Raw genomic sequence first — 15,793 nt, 5'->3', positions numbered from 1 at the left:
AGGACCGTACCATGTCTCCCTCTATTCTAAATGAGAAAGCTCCCTATTAATCAATCCATTATATTCTTCCCAATCCTTCTCATCATTCTTTATGAGTAGTTTTCTCATATCCATGGAATCAATCAATCTTAATTCTTCATCCCTTCGCATTTCCAAGTACTCAACCAGTCCATTGAACCCTGTGAGATGTTTATCTTTTCCGTAGCCATTCTTCATGTGATAGTCGGTGAAGAAGTCCCTCCAGCCTGGATCACGTTCTTCAAAAACCTGTTTAAAAGATTTACGGATGTCATCTTGATACAAATAGACCAGCAAAGGATTCAGAGGGTTAATCAAAGAGCCGATCTTGGATAAATGATGTTCCAGTCTGGGTACGCCGGCGTTATGTTTTGCAATAAATTTTGTAAATGGATTTTGTAGAAAACAGCATTCAAAAATATATACGGTGTTGCCAAAGTTCGTATCGTTAATAAATTCCTCCCAATAGTTGTATGACACTTTTTCATACGTTTCCAAATTCAATTCATACACATCATAAGAGGCTAAATCATCCGCGATAAGAGAGTTACCGCCATCCTCTTTCCCTAATTCGTGATATTGAATAAAATACCAGTCCTCTTTTTCTTTTGTATACTTCATGATTAGATCTTGCTCTTTTGGATATTTAGTTAAGAGCTCCCTGAATTGAGTATGATTTAAACAGGAAGTAAATTCGTAATCTGCAGGATGCCCTGGATTTCCCTCCTGATAAAGCTTTACATGTGATCCTGACTCCTCCAAATGATGTTTGATATAGGTAGCTGTTGTAGTCTTTCCTGATCCAGGTATACCTTCAATAATGATCAGCTTCGTATTCATGTCATACACTTCCCTTAGGTTTCTCTCTTTCTTGCCTTTTAGGCTCTACGTTTTCAATCTATTCCGCTCATTAGACATTCTTTATCTCGACCTATTTTTCCTTCTCAACCCCTAATTAAGAAATTTTCGGGACGGGTTTTATCTAATTTTAAAGAGATTAGGAGTTTTGGAGAGGCTGCAGGACGATTTTGGGATGATTACTTCGATGGAGTGTACCTTCGCGACAATAATCAATCCAGTTTGAACCACTTTCAATCCTGATTTCGGATTATCAATCCGGTTTAGGATTTAATGATCCGAAATTTGATTTATTAATCCGTTTTTCAATTAATTGATCCTCCGTGTCGAATTTTCTTTAGGCTCATTTGGGACTCAACAGGCGCTGCTTATTTGTGGAATATTATATTTTAATTTCAAATTCCCCCTTGCTATGAAACCCGTTTCATACTTTAGGCTAAAAGAAGAATGTGAGGTATCACATTCACCTTATACGATTGGCGTTACGTCATTCTGGCGGCGTGACAATCATAGAGGTAGAAGTGTTCATCAATCATGAACACTTTTTTTATTTCATTTAAAAAGAAATCACCCTAACCTCTCACCCTGGTAATCTATGCTACTATGGGAATAACAAGAAGGGGGATGAATCCACATGTCCATGTTCAATAAAGTGATTGCCAGTTTCGGCATTGGTTCCGCGACGGTTGATACAAAGGTGATGAATGTCCATATTCAGCAGGGTGAGATGCTCGCGGGAGTCGTTGAGGTAAAAGGCGGGAGCACGGATCAACGAATCGAGTCGATCCACCTGAAGCTGATGACGCTGTACGGCCATGAAGGCGGCGATCGACTGTCACCTGCCGTCGTGGAAATCCATCAGCTCAATGATCCCTTTACTATTTCAAAGGGAGAAAAGAAGCACATTCCGTTCTCATTCAAGGTACCTCTGGATACGCCGATCACGATGTTACATCCTGAAACGCAGAAGAACGTGCCACCGGTCTGGATCGATACGGGCGTCGATATCAAGAATGCTGTTGACCCAAAGGACAAGGATTACGTATCGGTTGACCCGACAACCGTACATGAAAATATTATTGATGCCATCAAGGTCATCGGATTTAAATTCAAGCAGATGGAGAGTCAGAACACCCCGGCATGGGTGAAAACGAACCGTCCTTTCGTACAGCAATATGAATTCACCCCATCCTTCGGGAAATACAGCCGAACGCTTGATGAACTTGAAGTCTACATCCTTCAGGGCGATCATGAAACCACCATCTACTTCGAAATCGACAAGCGCAGCAAAGGAACGATGGCTGCCTTGAAAGAAAAGTTCAACCTGGATGAACACAGAGGAAGCGTGACCCTCGACAATCAGGAGATCCTGGTTAACAGAAGCCGTGTGAGTGATACGTTTGAGGAGATTATTGATGATGTTCTTTAAATAAAATGGAGCCTGCCCCTCACCTCGTTTCACCGAGAAGGGCAGGCTCTTACTATTTCCGCTACTTTTTTACCTGGTAATGAAGCCACACCGAACCCTCACCGACAGGCTTCATCGTTTTCAATTCCAAACGGGTGACGCTTCCCAAATCGGTTAAATCCGGTGATTCGAAAAGGGATGGTGTAGCCGTTCCACCTATGGCTAAAGGGGCAATGACGAGGCTCACTTCATCAATCAATCCCTGTCTTAAAAACGCCCCATTGATCCCTCCGCCTCCACTAAGCCCCAATCGCCTGAAGCCTGATTCATAGAGTTTATGTAGCGCGAGAGGCAAATCGATGTAATCACCTCTGCCCGCTTGCAGGTAGGTAATTCCCTTACGTTCTAATTGTTCGATATAGTCCCCCGGAACATCCTCCCGGGTGATAACCAATAACCCTTCAGTCTGGAACCAGTCAATGCGTCCCTTCCCATCAAACACAATATACGCCTTTGATTTCCGGGGCTCATAAATCGGTTTCTCCAGTTCCACCCAATCGTTTCCCCACACAATCAGACTTTCACTACCTGATACCAACCCATCGCAATCCAATTCATCATACAGCTGATGCGTGATGTCATTCGCCTCCCCGTCTATCCCTGCTGCTGTCCATTCCATCACATTTCGGTTCGGAGCCGTTGTGATTTTCCCATCAATAGAAGAAAAGACGTTCAAAATGACTTCAGGTCTTTTCATTTGAAATCCCCCTTTTTACGTTCTATCTATCATGGTAAAAGAAATGTAAAAAGAATGTCAGTGTTTTTTCATTTATTAAAGAAATTTAACTTTTTTGTTTAAAATGTTTGAATATTGAGACAATGGTTAGTATAATAGAAAAAAGGTCAAGGAGTTGATTTTTCATGAAGAAGTATTTGCTAAATTCACCACAGTCCGAGGTACCCGGCATAGACTCTCTTTTTGCAGAAATGATTTTGGACAAGGCCCTGCTAACATTCCGGAAAGAGCAACTCGAACAGAAAATCGACCAATCTTTACGTGATCGAAACAAAGAAGAATTCCTGCGGCTGACGGAGGAGTTAAATCAGATCCGTAAAGATCACGAGGAAAAGGATGTAACGGTATAAAAGATTTATAGGATATAAATAAGCCGATTGGTTTCTAGTGATAATGAAGACAATGCTCTTGCTGGTTATGGCAGGGGCATTGTTTTTTTCTGATTGCACCGAAAACTGAGGTCTGACCCAGGCGTGCTGATGCTGTAATGTCCCAAAAAATCTATTTTCCACTACCGTAATCATGCCAGGTTGTCGAATTTTTTCTTTATAAAAAAAACCAAAAGGACGGTTACATGCCTCATCAGCAAGCGAACCGTCCCACTATTCAAATCAATCCAGTTCCCGAACCTCAATCGGAATCAATGTCCGTGCAATTTGCTCCCGATGAGCCTCGTATCTCTCCGGAAGCATCAAGCTATTCCCCATCGTTTCCTGGGATTCATCATGTGCAAACCCGGGAGGATCCGTTGCGATTTCAAACAGGATTTCACCGTGCTCCCGGAAATATATTGCGTTAAAATATTGGCGGTCCTGTACCGGTGTGACGCGGTATCCATTGTCAGCCACGACCTTTTGCCATTCCAGTTGGTCTCTGTCATCGACTGCACGCCAGGCAATGTGATGAACGGTGCCGACGCCTGCCTGACCGCGTCCGATCGGGGTTAATTTCAGGTCGATGATGTTACCGATATCAGCAGGTGAACGGAAGCGTTTGAAATCTCCTTCTTCCCCGACGAGTTCGAGCCCCATGACGTTTTCCAATAGATCAGCCGTTTGATTCGGTTGAGACGATAAGAGAGTCGCACCGCCGAAACCTTTGATGGCAACTTCAGGTGTCACCCCTCCATGCGTCCAGGTATTTGCTTCTCCTTCTTCCCGTTCCACGATTTCCAGGTGAAGTCCATGTGGATCATCGAACTCCAAATACTCTTCACCGAATCGTTCCATTTTCGTGAACGGAATACTGAACGTTTCGAGTCTCTCTTCCCAGAAGCCCATTGCGCCTTTTGGAACGACATACGATGTCACTCCCACCTGCCCGTCCCCGATCTTGCCTTGATAGGCACCAGCCCATGGAAAGAATGTGATGATCGTACCCGGCTTCCCGCCTTCATCCCCGAAATACAAATGATACGTACCCGGGTCATCGAAATTGACGGTTTGCTTTACCAGGCGCAGGCCAAGGACGCCAGAATAAAAATCTACGTTTTCTTGCGGATGTCCGACGATGGCGGTGATATGATGGATCCCCATTGTTTGTTTGTTCATTTCATTCACTCTCCTATTAAAGTTAATGTTATCGATAATGTAGATTCGTATTCTTTGATTATTATCTCGAATTCGAGATATACAGTTAAAAAATAAATCTCAATTTAAAATATCTTGAATATGAGATAATTATATATCGTATTTATTTTGAAGTCAACTTGTTTTCATGTTGGTTAGTCATGACCTCGTTACATAAAATGATTGAAAAGATGCAATTGATAAATATATCCTTTTTGTGTAAAATTACACTAAAAGGATGGTGACAGCTCTTGGATATTGTATTCATGATTTTATTAGGATTTCCGGTCCTTTCGATGATCGTCGGTATGGTTGGTTATTACCTCTTTAAAAACATCCTGGTCTCACCACTGGTGGTCTTTCTAGCGACGCTTGTTGCCACTTTTACTGTATTCAATGATTCGTTCCTGGTATGGGTTTTTGTGTATACCTGTTTAGCTTTTCTTTCAGGCTTAGTGGTTAAGATCTTTAAAGAAAACAAGGGGGCAATATGAAGAATTTTCTTTCTGGAATGTTGTTTAGTTTACTCTTATTACTCTCGTTTATTTTCATTCGGACGGTGGCCGGGCTGTGGGTATCTTTTGCATGGTCACTCTTTATCACGACCGCTGTTTTTCTTTTCTATGGAAGGAAGAAAAAATGGAGTGGAAAAGATATCGTTTTGATTTCTTTCGGTACCGGTCTTTTCTATATATTATTTGCTTCTTTGGAATAAGTTTAGTCCCACCCGAACCTATAAGGGATCTGGGTGATATCGTCATGCCTTATCTGTATGCTGGTGTGTTTGGGGGATGCACAATGATCGTGCTGGTTTTATCAGGATTGGTCATTAACAAACAGAGATAGCAGCCCTTCATTAGTGTCGAATCTTCTTTGTAGGCACCCACAGAAAAAGCTGAAGAATCCTATTCTTCAGCTTTTTTTCAAGATATTCACTTTACACCCTCTGCAAGCTCCCTCATGGAGTTCAACGTAGCAGTCAGTTCTAAGAACCACTCTTCATCCCCTGTTTCCAAGGCAAGGTCAATGAGGAACTGTATCTGCTCCTTATTTGTGACGTGTGCATCAGGGATTTTATTCACCTGTCTGTTTAACAGGGGAATGCTTTTTCCTTCAATGGTTTTATTGTCACTGGTCACGATTTTCGCTTTTACGGCTCCCCCTTTGGTATCAAGGTTCTCTATATAGCCGATGACCAATTCACCAGTAAGTAATTTCCCTTTGACCCAATCCCCAATTTTCAAAATAGATTGCTGGTTAGACATATACTTTTTCACCTTCTCAACTGTAATATTATTTGTTACATTTAATGTAAAAAGAAAGCCTTCTATGCTTTCTCTTGATTGATCATCTCGATGATATCTTTGATGGTATAGTCCTTTAAGTAATCACCCAGTTGTTCTTCTGCGCCAAGGAAAATCTGAAACAGGACATTTTTCATGTTCGCTCCTACGAGACACTTTTCGTTGGATGCTGTGCATTTCGGCTGCAGGGCGCCTTCTGATGTGATCTTGTAAATATCCCACAGATTGATATCGCTCAGTTCCCTTGCAAAAATGAATCCACCGCCCGTTCCTTCTTTAGACGTGATGAATCCTTGCTTTTTCAACAGACTAAGGACTTTGCGGATCCGGACCGGATGGACGCCGGCACTTTCTGAGATGGAATCGCTTGTAGACATGCGGTCCGTTTGCAGTGCCAGGTACGTTAAACTGTGGATGGCTAATGTAAAGTCGCTATTCATGGCCTGCCTCCTTCACGGATGTTACTGTAATGGTAACTTTTACAGTTTAGACTGTCAAGAATCCGGCTTTCGTTAATTGGCAAGCTTTTGCAATTCATTATATGAGAAGGTACGCACTTTCCTTGGCAGGAAGCTGCGGATTTCTTCATCGTTATAACCGACCTGCAATCTCTTTTCATCTAACATGATGGGTCTCCGCAGCATTTGCGGATTCTCCTTGATTACTGTATATAAATCTTGGAGTGGCAAAGAATCGATGTCTACGTTTAATTCCTTGAAAGCCTTTGATTGAGTTGAGATAATGTCTTCTGTTCCATTTTCCGTCAGGCGAAGAATCGACTTGATCTCATCAGGTGTCAACGGTTCTGTCAGCATGTTACGTTCCACGTAAGGTATTGAATGTTCGTCAAGCCACGCTCTTGCTTTCCTGCAGGACGTACAACTTGGTGTCAGAAATAAATTGACCATGTGTTTACACACTCCTTCTAAAATGTAATAAAAAAAGTAACAGTTATGATAAAAAATATAATCTTTATTTCCGAGTACACTGTAATAATAATATTTACAGTTAAGGATGTCAACCATTTTTATGAAAAGAATCCTCCCCATTGAGAGAAGGATTTCTCTTGCTGCATTATTTCCGTGATACAGCTCCTTTGGCCGAAACGGCAGCAAAGGTGATCGTGATGGCGCAAACGATTACGATAGCGATCACTCCCTGCATCAACTCCCAGAATACCCACCCATCAATGAGAGCGGTGCGCATGCTTTCAAATACATAAGTAGTCGGGTTGATGGTAGCAGCGATTTTTAACCACTGCGCTTCAATCAATTCATAAGGAACGAACGTCGTACTTAAGAAAATCAGTGGAAAAAAGATGAACGTCCCCGCCTGGGCTGCCTGGGCATTTCTCGTCCTCAGTGCAATCCCGACGGAGTAACCGGCAAAGGCAAGGCCCCAGCCGATTGCAATTAACAGGACAAACAATACGCCGGCAAACCCGGTTTTGACTTCCAAGCCGAGTAAGAAAGCCATTCCGATGATCAGAAGGGTTTGAACCAGAAGCTGAAGCATCCCGGCGATGATCGGCCCTAACACGATGGCAAGGCGAGATGCCGGTGTGAGAAGCAACCTTGAGAAGAAACCGGTCTCAATATCTTTCACGATGCTCTGCCCCGCTCCCCCTGCTCCTCCAATGGCAGCAGATACGATGGAAACAGGCAGGATGAAGGCGAGATAGTCTGCCCCTTCAAAGGTTGGAAGTTCAGAAATACCGCTCAATCCACCTTCATAAACAAGAAGGAAGAAAGCAGATATGATCAAGTTAGGAATGAATGAGAATGGGTTTCGGATGGTGGTTTTGATATTCCGGACCGTCATCAACCATGTATCCTTGAAAACGTTATTCCCCATGGCTCTTCACCCCCTCTTTCGCCTCAGTCGTCAATTTCAGGAAGATATCATCAAGGGTGGGGGAAGACAATTGAATATCGATGATCCCGAAGTTTTCTGTGTCCAGGATACGGACGACCTCGAGAAGCTGCTTTGTCCCTTCTTCCACATATACAAGGATCTTGTCTTGTTGAGCGAGAACGTCGACTCCTTCCATGTGCATCCCGATCAGTTCAACGCTTCGTTGGATGCCATCAGGATCTTTCAATGTGAGGGTAATTAAGTCTTGACCGATTTCTGCCTTTAATTCTTTCGGCGAGCCCATGGCGACGATTTCACCTTTATTGATGATGCCGATCCGGTCCGCCAGGGAATCCGCTTCTTCTAAATACTGTGTCGTGAGAAAAATCGTCGTCCCCTTCTCCTTATTCAGCCGGCGAAGTTCCTTCCAGATCGCCGCCCGGCTCGACGGGTCAAGTCCCGTTGTCGGTTCGTCCAAGAAAAGGATATTCGGTTCGTTGACCAGAGTGAGGGCAAGGTCCAGTCTTCTCCTCATCCCTCCTGAATAACCGCCGATCCTTCGCTCGGATGCTTCTGACAGATCCACGATCTCAAGCAGCTCCTGAGCACGCCTTCTTCCCTCTTCCTTCCCGAAGCCGAATATGTACGCCTGTAGTTCTACCATCTCCCGTCCTGTCAGATCGGGGTCCACCCCCGTCTCCTGCAGGGCAACGCCAATATGCCGGCGAACATGCTCCGGCTCCCGGATCACATCATAACCTGCCACTTCCACTTTTCCTGAAGAAGCATTGATCAGCGTCGTCAGAATTTGGACCGTCGTTGATTTCCCGGCACCATTGGGACCTAAAAAGGCGAAAAACTCGCCTTCCCCGACTTGGAATGTTATGCCTTTTACCGCTTGTACGTTTCCTTTTTTAAACGTTTTGGTTAAGTTCTCAACCTCGATCTTGCCATTCATGAGCATCCCTCCATTCTCTCTATTCCTATTCGAGGAGGGGGTTGGTTTATCCTTTAATATGTGCAGGGTGATGTGCTTGAATAAACGGGAGATTGGACTCGTAGAAATCAATCTTTCACCCAATTCTCTTTATAATCTTCAATATAACGTTCAATGGTGATGGGCTTTGTATGGGTTATTCTTTCAAACTCATGAGTCACCCCTTTTGCCAGCCCTAACTTGGTTGGAAAATGGATGCCGATGACTACATTCACGAAATCCTCTTTTTCCCCTTTTTTCAACATATACGATTTAAATTCCTTAACAGTCGGATTGGAATAGTGAACCTTCTCCCCAAGAATCGTCGTCATACGATCAGCGACTTCATAGAAATCAAGTGCTCTATCCCCGGTAATCACGTGGTTCTTATTCGTATGCTCCCCAGGATTTTGAAAAGCGTGGATAGCGATTTCTGCAAGGTCACGGGTGTCGACGAAGCTGGTTTTCCCCTTCCCTGCAGGTATGAAAATCCTTCTTCTTTCCTTGATTTCATCACCCAAAAAGTCTTGCAGGTTCTGCATGAAATATCCTGCCCTTATAAAGGTATACGGGATGCCAAGTTTTTTTATATGCTTTTCGTTTTTATAGTGATGGATGAAAGGCAGATATTGAACATCCTTGACGGATAAGTAAACGATATGCTTGATTCCCTTGTGTTTGATAGCCTCGAGAAACGTTTGAAACTCAAGCTTGTCTCCAGGTGGATAGATGAGAAAGACCTGATCCACATCTTCCAGTGCCCCATCAAATGTAGTGGGCTCGGCTAAATCCAATTTAGTGAAACGGTATCCGTCTCCAAAATTCTCTTCTGCTTTTTCAACATTTCTCACAGCACATTTCATGGAAATGCTTCTTTCTTTCAATTTCTTGGCAACTTCTATCCCCACTTTTCCATTGAAGCCCGTAACGAGTATCGTCAATTTCATCTCACTCCCATAGTATAAAATCGCATAAGTGTTATTCGTTCACTTTTTTTGCTTCTTTTATTCTTTTCTTCTGTGGACAATTTATCCTCTCCACCAAGGAACTTGAAGGCATTTATCAGCTATTTTCGATTTTACTTTTACGAACTCTAGAAATTTTGAATAAAAGCCATGTAACTTATTTGTAACTCCCAATCTTTACACTTTTGCTAGAAAGGGGCTGAATTTTTATGAAGATATGTAAACATGTTTGGGTTGTGACGATCGCTTTGGTGTTGTTAAGTGCATTCACACTGTCTCCAAGTTCATCTTTTGCTGCCGGCCAATTCTTGAATGGTTCCTATGGAGGAAAGCCTTACAAACTGTATGTCCCCGAGCAGTATGACGGAAGTAAGTCATACCCTTTATATGTCATGCTCCACGGATGTACACAAGATGCAAGTCAGTTCGCGACCGGAACAAAAATGAATGCACTTGCTGATGAAAAGGGATTTTTGGTCCTATACCCTGAACAAACCAGCAGTTCTAATTCAAATAAGTGTTGGAACTGGTTTGAGACGGCTCATCAGTCGAGGGGAAGCGGGGAACCTGCCATTATTGCCGGCATAGTGAACACTATAAAGGATGGTTATTCTATAAAGGATGAACATGTCTATGTTGCCGGACTATCTGCCGGAGCAGCCATGAGTGTCATCATGGGGGCTACATATCCAGACCTCTTCTCGGGGATCGGTGTGGGAGCAGGACTCGAATATAAAGCCGCTACCAGTACCACCGCAGCTTTTTCAGCCATGTCCGGTGGAGGCCCCGACCCTGTTAGACAAGGAAGGACGGCCTATCAGGCAATGGGAAGTAGAGCAGCCGTAGTACCCGTCATCGTCTTTCACGGAACTTCTGATTATACGGTCTACCCGGTTAATGGGGAACAAGTGATCACTCAATGGTCCGTCACGAATGACTTAGCACAAGACGCTTCAGAAGACGGATGGATGGATGACCAGCCTGAACGAACGGTGAATGGAACCGTATCGGGGGGGAGAAATTATTCTGTGAATGAGTATGAAGGCGGGGACGGGAAGGTTTGGATGAAGAAGGTCAATGTTCAAAACATGGGGCATGCCTGGTCTGGAGGAAGTTCGCAAGGAAGCTATACAGACCCTCAAGGTCCCGATGCCAGCAGGATGATGTGGGAATTCTTCCATTCATTCTCAGAGGAAAATAGTGAAAATGATGAAGTTGCCCCCATCACATCAGCCAGTCCCAAGGGAGGAACATACAGTCAGCCCATTCAGGTGGAGTTGCTGACAAATGAAGAAGCAGACACCTATTACACGACAGACGGCTCAGTCCCTTCTTCCCAATCCACCTTATATACTGGAGCAATTGACATCTTGGAGGATACAACCCTCAAATTTTTCAGTCAGGACAGCTCCGGTAATGTTGAAACCATAAAGCAAGAAGAATATGTCATCGATGATAGCGCCCCAAGTGAACATGTAACTCTCTCTTCCCTATCAGGGGAAGATGGGTTTGCAGGCCGCTTCACAGCCGATGGCATAGGAACCGGTGATATCAAAGTCGGGGACAAAGGAATGTACAATACAGACACTTATAGAGGACTCCTATCATTTGACACCACTGTACTGGGAGACTTGCCCATAGACACCGCCAAGGTCCGCCTTTACACCAAATCCTTTACAGGTACGATTTCCTCCATATCCATGGACATAAAAAGCGGAACCTTTGGAACTGCCGCCATTGAACAAAGTGATTATTCAGCCAGTGCAAGTCTGAGTAACCTTGTTAGCTTTCAACCACCTGCCGTTTCCAGCTACATCGATGTAGAGCTTCCGGCGTCCGCTCTATCGCAACTCAATCGCAATGGCAGGACTCAATTCAAACTGAAGGCCACAACAGCCGCCGGTTTTAACGCAAATTCCATTGAATTCTATGGAGGTGGAAATGGTGATTTGTCCCCGGTTTTATTGATAAACGGGCCGAACTAAACGATACATTCGTTAGTGCTGATTATAGTAAGATAGGATCAGTCGTCCCTGAACGACTGATCCTTTCTTTGACATTATGAATAGTGACTGGTTCCTACCTTGACAGAACTCTTCCCCTTCACCAGCTTCAATGTAGCCACGATTAAAAAGCTCACAATCACCAGTAAGAGCCATGAGCTTACCTTCCCCAGATGAACGAGACTCCAGGCATCGGTTTGGTTTGGATATTCCCAGGCTCCAAAGAAGGTTGCGATGTTTTCGGCAATCCATATGAAAAAGCCGATGAGTACAAATGAAAGGGCAAGGGGCATACGGTAGCATGTTCCACCAACCTGGTATTTAACCCAGGATTTCCAAAAGACGATTATGACAAGTCCTGATAACCACCATCGGATATCGATCCAATAATGATGGGTGAAAAAATTCAAATAAATTGCAGATGCAAGGGGGACAACGACAATGAACGGCGGCCACTGAACCAGTTCAACCTTCAACCTCCTCCACGCCTGGCAAAGGTAACTTGCCACACTCGCGTACATGAAACCGCTGTATAAAGGCACTCCGAATACTTTTGAATACCCATCCTCAGGGTACCCCCAGGAACCCATATGGACCTTGAACAGTTCAAGGGCCAGACCAATCAGGTGGAATAAGGTGATCACCTTCAATTCATCCCGTGTTTCCAGTCCTGATCGCACCATCACCCGCTGCATGAACAGACAGATGATGAGCAGCCAGTCATACCGCGACAGAAAGGGAAGCGATATGATTTGTGTAAGAGCCAATGAGGCAAAAATAACGACGGGAAACAAACATGAAAGGGCCTGCTCCCTACCAAATCGAACGAGTTGTATTAGTGCTCTCATCATGTGTTCCTCCTATGTTTTTAAAGCCTCTCCTTTATTCAACTTGATTGTCTTCATCACCTTGATATTCCAAAATATCTCCCGGCTGACATTCTAAAGCCTTGCAAATTCCCTCCAGCGTCGAGAATCGCACCGCCTTTGCCTTTCCATTTTTTAATATGGAGAGGTTTGCCATCGTGATTCCAACCTTTTCCGAGAGCTCTGTTACACTCATTTTCCTCTTAGCCAGCATCACATCAATATTGATGATAATTGTCATTGTTTTCACCTCAGACCGTTAAATCATTTTCAGATTTGATATCGATGGCATTTTTCAGTAACTTCTGTAAAACAGCCGCAAAGACCGCAATCACCGCTGCACCGAATATAAAGATCATCCCGATCAATATGATACCAGGGGCATCATCAACCTCCGCCAAGATATAAAAGAGCGGCATCGCTGATACATATATAAGACTGATGGCAATGGCACTTTTCTTTATATTCTTTAACGCTTTTACGGATAATTCCGAGAACGCGTTGTTCTTGTCAATAAAGCTTAAAAGTTTGAAGGCTTGGAACAATGCAATGAAAAACGGTATAGCGGAAATATACATAACGACTAGAATGCCATATACCACATACGCAAGCCTCGAATCACTTTCTGCCACATCCATGGCTAACCAAGGTAATCCCAAGACGCACAAAGCAACAATTGGAATCCCGATAAGAAATAGAGCGATCTTTAAAAAGAGTGTTTCCCGTTTCATTAAAAGCACCTCGCTTATTGATTGTTAATTTAAATCTACCCCCAAATTTATTGTTTATCAATAAATATTTATTTATTTTTAATAATTTTTATGGTCATCAGATAATTTCTAAGACAAAAAAATGGGATCTGCCCACCCTGCACGCTTACACTCAACGTGTGGAGGACAAACCCCAATAACCATTTAAATAGTAAAATCGAACAAATGGGCATTTTCTCATTGAAACCGGCCAGCAGCCACATTTGTCTTTTACACCGACCTGATACGAAATCAGTAAGAGAGGAATGAAGATGAACCAGGGACAGACCCCCTTGGCTCTTATTCCACTATAAACCATGGGACCTATCCCTGTGATCTAGTTATTTCTCTTGGACAGGTAACACAACCGAGGAGTAAACGGAACCATTTATTTCAATATCCATTCTCCATTGCCCACTTTCAGGAAACCACAGCGTCACTGGCTGTTCCTTCTCCCGGGAATGCGGTAACGCTATCGGTGCTTTTTTTCCGTGTCCATCGTGAGAAAATAGAAGGCGCACTTTATCTGCACCTACGGCTTTTTCAGGAAGTATCAGATTCGTTTCAAAGTTTTCTTCCTCCACCACAAATGAATTGTATTCGATGCTCCCCTTCTCATCACCCAAATACAAATGACCATCTGAAACAAAGTCCGGGCTAGTATGCCATTTCGCCCTCTCTTCCCCTGAAAAATGGAGAAATACGAAGAGCAAGACAAAAGCCAAACAAGCCACTTGAGCTTTCCAAAATCCATTCACAGTTTTAAATGAGTTCATCATTTCCGAGTAAGGAGCCACTAGCTTTAATATAAGGAACGCCACATTAAGAAAGAGCAGCGCCAATGCGATAAATAAAAACACGAAATTCCCCCTTCCTGATCCACATGATAAGATAGGTCATTTATTATTTACGTTATTCTAAAGAAAGACCACAGATGCAATCCTGTTGGTTTCCACGCTTGCTTATTGATAGACGACCAGTTTTCTGGCTATATAAAACCGATCCCCAATATGATAAGCCATCATGTCTGCGGGACTTTCTTTTTGATCATCAATTTTAAAAAGGAGCGTGCCTTCCGGAAGACCCCTGGCTTCCCCATTCTCATCAACAGGGCCTTCTACCTCTGCTTTTATCACACCCATCTGTTCTGCTAATCGCTCTTCCTCTATTGGTTCATAGGTAGTGATATACTTATTACCTCTCCACATAAAGTGAGGGTCGGTGATTTCGTCCTGGTTGCCGCAAGATGCTACGAACAGGATCAAAATCCCCATTATAAAAAGGTGTCGTTTCACTGATTCAATTTTTGTGTTCTTCCTATTAATGTGGTATGAACAGGATCTACCTTGTTAAAATCTTGATTGGCAAGGTACATAATGGAATGCAGACTCGCTTCCTTTTTCTCACTGTTGCAAAAAGTAAGGGTGCACTCGCCGTCCCTTATTTTTACTTTTCCACTAGATTGTTCAATCAGTTCAAAGTCTAATAGGCTGCTTACTAAGGCAGGGTCTTCACAGAAGGGCATGTGAATCTCCATCGCTTGGATAGATGGGTGTTTTTCTTCAGTGACCACTTCCCGCCTTTTTTGAAGTTCGATCCGAAACTTCCAGGGAGTGAATATGAATGTTCTTCGTTCGCCTTCATTTACCTTCCACTTTAGTTCTTTCGCTCTTTCTATGACCTTTGAATACTCAGGATCCTTAACCAAGAAGCCGATATGGTCGAACATATCCCTTTTTCCGTGTCCAAATGTCAGATTGGTTTGACCTTTGACCATCTCGATGATTCTAAATCGAATGTCTTTATCCCGGAAATCCTCCCAGTTTAAAGGAGGATTGAATGTGTGCATTTCCCCATTGTATCGACCGACTCTTAACGTGGTTTCAAATCCTGACTCCTGATAAAACCTTTCCATTTCCTCCACTTTGTCCGTCCACCAGTGATAATGAAATAATTGCATTTCATGTCTCCCCCCTGTTTTCATTCATCCAACCGACAGCTTACTCAACCATCTCTCTTATAGGGATTAACCTTGCTTCACCGACCGTGCCCTCTTTTACATAGTCTGTTTCTTTATGAAAAGCATCAAAAATCTTATGGAAATCATTCGAGTGATTGTTAATGCCTTGAGCTTATTATTCTACTAACCTTCCTTTTCAATGAGGGCGAGCCAGTTACAGTAAAAACCAACTAACAAGGCTTAACAATACGATGAGCAGACCGATTGTTTTTTTATAAAACTGTATAGCGTACCCAACTAAGAAAAGAAGAAGGGCTGCCCATTTAAAGTGATAATACTCCGGGATATCTTCTGCAATGTACCCGATCCAGGTAGCAAAAGCCAGAAATAATACCAAAACCGGCATCAGAATGTTTGCAGCCGCCCAGAGAAATTTCATCTTGAACAACCCCCTTTCAATATATTGAG

21 protein-coding genes are annotated in these 15,793 nt (G+C 43.3%); 5 read left to right on the top strand and 16 right to left on the bottom strand.

All coding sequences use genetic code 11. The annotated features are described in order from the left end of the window. Positions 1–21 precede the first annotated feature (21 nt). Complete coding sequence (locus tag AAEM60_RS05185; protein ID WP_341357596.1) at positions 22–858, bottom strand: hypothetical protein; 837 nt, start codon at positions 856–858, stop codon at positions 22–24. A gap of 652 nt (positions 859–1,510) precedes the next feature. Between AAEM60_RS05185 and AAEM60_RS05180 the strand changes: the two genes are divergently transcribed. Beyond that, positions 1,511–2,305, top strand: coding sequence for a sporulation protein (locus tag AAEM60_RS05180; RefSeq protein ID WP_299745737.1), 795 nt, complete (start codon positions 1,511–1,513; stop codon positions 2,303–2,305). 61 nt (positions 2,306–2,366) lie between these two features. On the opposite strand, the gene AAEM60_RS05175 is transcribed toward AAEM60_RS05180, so the two are convergent. Continuing rightward, positions 2,367–3,041: a RibD family protein gene (locus AAEM60_RS05175; protein WP_299745734.1), complete on the bottom strand. Its 675-nt coding sequence runs from the start codon at positions 3,039–3,041 to the stop codon at positions 2,367–2,369. A 164-nt stretch (positions 3,042–3,205) separates the two neighbouring features. On the opposite strand from AAEM60_RS05175, the gene AAEM60_RS05170 reads away from it, so the two are divergent. Then, complete coding sequence (locus AAEM60_RS05170) at positions 3,206–3,430, top strand: IDEAL domain-containing protein (RefSeq protein WP_282137216.1); 225 nt, start codon at positions 3,206–3,208, stop codon at positions 3,428–3,430. 261 nt (positions 3,431–3,691) lie between these two features. Here the strand turns inward: AAEM60_RS05170 and AAEM60_RS05165 are convergent, their stop codons facing one another. Continuing rightward, on the bottom strand, positions 3,692–4,630 hold the full coding sequence (locus AAEM60_RS05165) for a ring-cleaving dioxygenase (RefSeq protein ID WP_299745727.1): 939 nt from the start codon (positions 4,628–4,630) through the stop codon (positions 3,692–3,694). A gap of 269 nt (positions 4,631–4,899) precedes the next feature. Between AAEM60_RS05165 and AAEM60_RS05160 the strand changes: the two genes are divergently transcribed. Together AAEM60_RS05160 and AAEM60_RS05155 are read left to right on the top strand one after the other, a co-directional pair. Further along, the gene (locus tag AAEM60_RS05160; protein WP_341357595.1) at positions 4,900–5,142 is read left to right on the top strand and encodes a DUF2651 family protein; all 243 of its coding nucleotides are present in this window, start codon (positions 4,900–4,902) and stop codon (positions 5,140–5,142) included. Continuing rightward, on the top strand, positions 5,139–5,363 hold the full coding sequence (locus AAEM60_RS05155; RefSeq protein ID WP_341357594.1) for a hypothetical protein: 225 nt from the start codon (positions 5,139–5,141) through the stop codon (positions 5,361–5,363). The genes AAEM60_RS05160 and AAEM60_RS05155 overlap by 4 nt, the downstream gene beginning before the upstream one ends. A gap of 217 nt (positions 5,364–5,580) precedes the next feature. Here AAEM60_RS05155 and AAEM60_RS05150 read toward each other — a convergent pair whose 3' ends face one another. From AAEM60_RS05150 to AAEM60_RS05125, 6 genes are all read right to left on the bottom strand, one after another. Continuing rightward, a complete protein-coding gene (locus tag AAEM60_RS05150) occupies positions 5,581–5,913 on the bottom strand; it encodes an IDEAL domain-containing protein (RefSeq protein ID WP_299745718.1) in 333 nt (110 codons plus the stop codon). A 62-nt stretch (positions 5,914–5,975) separates the two neighbouring features. Next, entirely contained in the window at positions 5,976–6,392 is a 417-nt protein-coding gene (locus AAEM60_RS05145) for an Rrf2 family transcriptional regulator (RefSeq protein WP_341357593.1), read from the bottom strand. Between the two features lie 72 nt (positions 6,393–6,464). Beyond that, complete coding sequence (gene spxA, locus AAEM60_RS05140) at positions 6,465–6,860, bottom strand: transcriptional regulator SpxA (RefSeq protein ID WP_299745713.1); 396 nt, start codon at positions 6,858–6,860, stop codon at positions 6,465–6,467. 166 nt (positions 6,861–7,026) lie between these two features. Next, positions 7,027–7,806 (bottom strand): ABC transporter permease, encoded by a 780-nt coding sequence (locus AAEM60_RS05135; protein WP_299745710.1) that lies wholly within the window; start codon positions 7,804–7,806, stop codon positions 7,027–7,029. After that, positions 7,796–8,764, bottom strand: coding sequence for an ATP-binding cassette domain-containing protein (locus tag AAEM60_RS05130; RefSeq protein ID WP_341357592.1), 969 nt, complete (start codon positions 8,762–8,764; stop codon positions 7,796–7,798). The genes AAEM60_RS05135 and AAEM60_RS05130 overlap by 11 nt, the downstream gene beginning before the upstream one ends. 107 nt (positions 8,765–8,871) lie before the next feature. Beyond that, complete coding sequence (locus AAEM60_RS05125; RefSeq protein WP_299745704.1) at positions 8,872–9,723, bottom strand: SDR family oxidoreductase; 852 nt, start codon at positions 9,721–9,723, stop codon at positions 8,872–8,874. A gap of 233 nt (positions 9,724–9,956) precedes the next feature. On the opposite strand from AAEM60_RS05125, the gene AAEM60_RS05120 reads away from it, so the two are divergent. Continuing rightward, positions 9,957–11,732 carry a PHB depolymerase family esterase gene (locus AAEM60_RS05120; RefSeq protein WP_341357591.1) on the top strand — a complete coding sequence of 592 codons (1,776 nt, stop codon included), beginning with the start codon at positions 9,957–9,959 and terminating at the stop codon, positions 11,730–11,732. 74 nt (positions 11,733–11,806) lie between these two features. On the opposite strand, the gene AAEM60_RS05115 is transcribed toward AAEM60_RS05120, so the two are convergent. The 7 genes from AAEM60_RS05115 to AAEM60_RS05085 all read right to left on the bottom strand — a co-directional run bounded on the left by AAEM60_RS05115 (position 11,807) and on the right by AAEM60_RS05085 (position 15,764). Continuing rightward, complete coding sequence (locus AAEM60_RS05115; protein WP_341357974.1) at positions 11,807–12,598, bottom strand: DUF817 domain-containing protein; 792 nt, start codon at positions 12,596–12,598, stop codon at positions 11,807–11,809. Between the two features lie 34 nt (positions 12,599–12,632). Next, positions 12,633–12,857 carry a helix-turn-helix transcriptional regulator gene (locus AAEM60_RS05110; RefSeq protein WP_299745698.1) on the bottom strand — a complete coding sequence of 75 codons (225 nt, stop codon included), beginning with the start codon at positions 12,855–12,857 and terminating at the stop codon, positions 12,633–12,635. 10 nt (positions 12,858–12,867) lie between these two features. After that, a complete protein-coding gene (locus AAEM60_RS05105) occupies positions 12,868–13,347 on the bottom strand; it encodes a DUF2975 domain-containing protein (protein WP_299745695.1) in 480 nt (159 codons plus the stop codon). Positions 13,348–13,706: 359 nt separating this feature from the next. After that, positions 13,707–14,225 carry a hypothetical protein gene (locus tag AAEM60_RS05100; RefSeq protein WP_299745692.1) on the bottom strand — a complete coding sequence of 173 codons (519 nt, stop codon included), beginning with the start codon at positions 14,223–14,225 and terminating at the stop codon, positions 13,707–13,709. A 102-nt stretch (positions 14,226–14,327) separates the two neighbouring features. After that, a complete protein-coding gene (locus AAEM60_RS05095; RefSeq protein WP_341357590.1) occupies positions 14,328–14,630 on the bottom strand; it encodes a hypothetical protein in 303 nt (100 codons plus the stop codon). 26 nt (positions 14,631–14,656) lie between these two features. After that, entirely contained in the window at positions 14,657–15,325 is a 669-nt protein-coding gene (locus AAEM60_RS05090) for a hypothetical protein (RefSeq protein ID WP_341357589.1), read from the bottom strand. Positions 15,326–15,539: 214 nt separating this feature from the next. Next, positions 15,540–15,764, bottom strand: a complete 225-nt coding sequence (locus tag AAEM60_RS05085) for a hypothetical protein (protein ID WP_299745684.1) — start codon at positions 15,762–15,764, stop codon at positions 15,540–15,542. Between the last annotated feature and the right edge of the window lie 29 nt (positions 15,765–15,793).

The sequence above is a fragment of the Rossellomorea sp. y25 genome (assembly GCF_038049935.1).
Classification (GTDB): Bacteria; Bacillota; Bacilli; order Bacillales; family Bacillaceae_B; genus Rossellomorea.
The sequence above is the reverse complement of the archived record's forward strand: the minus strand, read 5'-3'. Positions and strand labels throughout refer to the sequence as shown.

What these genes read in the sequence shown, in the direction of transcription:
- AAEM60_RS05185 (WP_341357596.1), bottom strand. Translation starts at nt 858, where the DNA reads ATGAATACGAAGCTGATCATTATTGAAGGTATACCTGGATCAGGAAAG.
- AAEM60_RS05180 (WP_299745737.1), top strand. Translation starts at nt 1,511, where the DNA reads ATGTCCATGTTCAATAAAGTGATTGCCAGTTTCGGCATTGGTTCCGCG.
- AAEM60_RS05175 (WP_299745734.1), bottom strand. Translation starts at nt 3,041, where the DNA reads ATGAAAAGACCTGAAGTCATTTTGAACGTCTTTTCTTCTATTGATGGG.
- AAEM60_RS05170 (WP_282137216.1), top strand. Translation starts at nt 3,206, where the DNA reads ATGAAGAAGTATTTGCTAAATTCACCACAGTCCGAGGTACCCGGCATA.
- AAEM60_RS05165 (WP_299745727.1), bottom strand. Translation starts at nt 4,630, where the DNA reads ATGAACAAACAAACAATGGGGATCCATCATATCACCGCCATCGTCGGA.
- AAEM60_RS05155 (WP_341357594.1), top strand. Translation starts at nt 5,139, where the DNA reads ATGAAGAATTTTCTTTCTGGAATGTTGTTTAGTTTACTCTTATTACTC.
- AAEM60_RS05150 (WP_299745718.1), bottom strand. Translation starts at nt 5,913, where the DNA reads ATGTCTAACCAGCAATCTATTTTGAAAATTGGGGATTGGGTCAAAGGG.
- AAEM60_RS05145 (WP_341357593.1), bottom strand. Translation starts at nt 6,392, where the DNA reads ATGAATAGCGACTTTACATTAGCCATCCACAGTTTAACGTACCTGGCA.
- spxA (WP_299745713.1), bottom strand. Translation starts at nt 6,860, where the DNA reads ATGGTCAATTTATTTCTGACACCAAGTTGTACGTCCTGCAGGAAAGCA.
- AAEM60_RS05135 (WP_299745710.1), bottom strand. Translation starts at nt 7,806, where the DNA reads ATGGGGAATAACGTTTTCAAGGATACATGGTTGATGACGGTCCGGAAT.
- AAEM60_RS05130 (WP_341357592.1), bottom strand. Translation starts at nt 8,764, where the DNA reads ATGAATGGCAAGATCGAGGTTGAGAACTTAACCAAAACGTTTAAAAAA.
- AAEM60_RS05120 (WP_341357591.1), top strand. Translation starts at nt 9,957, where the DNA reads ATGAAGATATGTAAACATGTTTGGGTTGTGACGATCGCTTTGGTGTTG.
- AAEM60_RS05115 (WP_341357974.1), bottom strand. Translation starts at nt 12,598, where the DNA reads ATGAGAGCACTAATACAACTCGTTCGATTTGGTAGGGAGCAGGCCCTT.
- AAEM60_RS05110 (WP_299745698.1), bottom strand. Translation starts at nt 12,857, where the DNA reads ATGACAATTATCATCAATATTGATGTGATGCTGGCTAAGAGGAAAATG.
- AAEM60_RS05105 (WP_299745695.1), bottom strand. Translation starts at nt 13,347, where the DNA reads ATGAAACGGGAAACACTCTTTTTAAAGATCGCTCTATTTCTTATCGGG.
- AAEM60_RS05090 (WP_341357589.1), bottom strand. Translation starts at nt 15,325, where the DNA reads ATGCAATTATTTCATTATCACTGGTGGACGGACAAAGTGGAGGAAATG.
- AAEM60_RS05085 (WP_299745684.1), bottom strand. Translation starts at nt 15,764, where the DNA reads ATGAAATTTCTCTGGGCGGCTGCAAACATTCTGATGCCGGTTTTGGTA.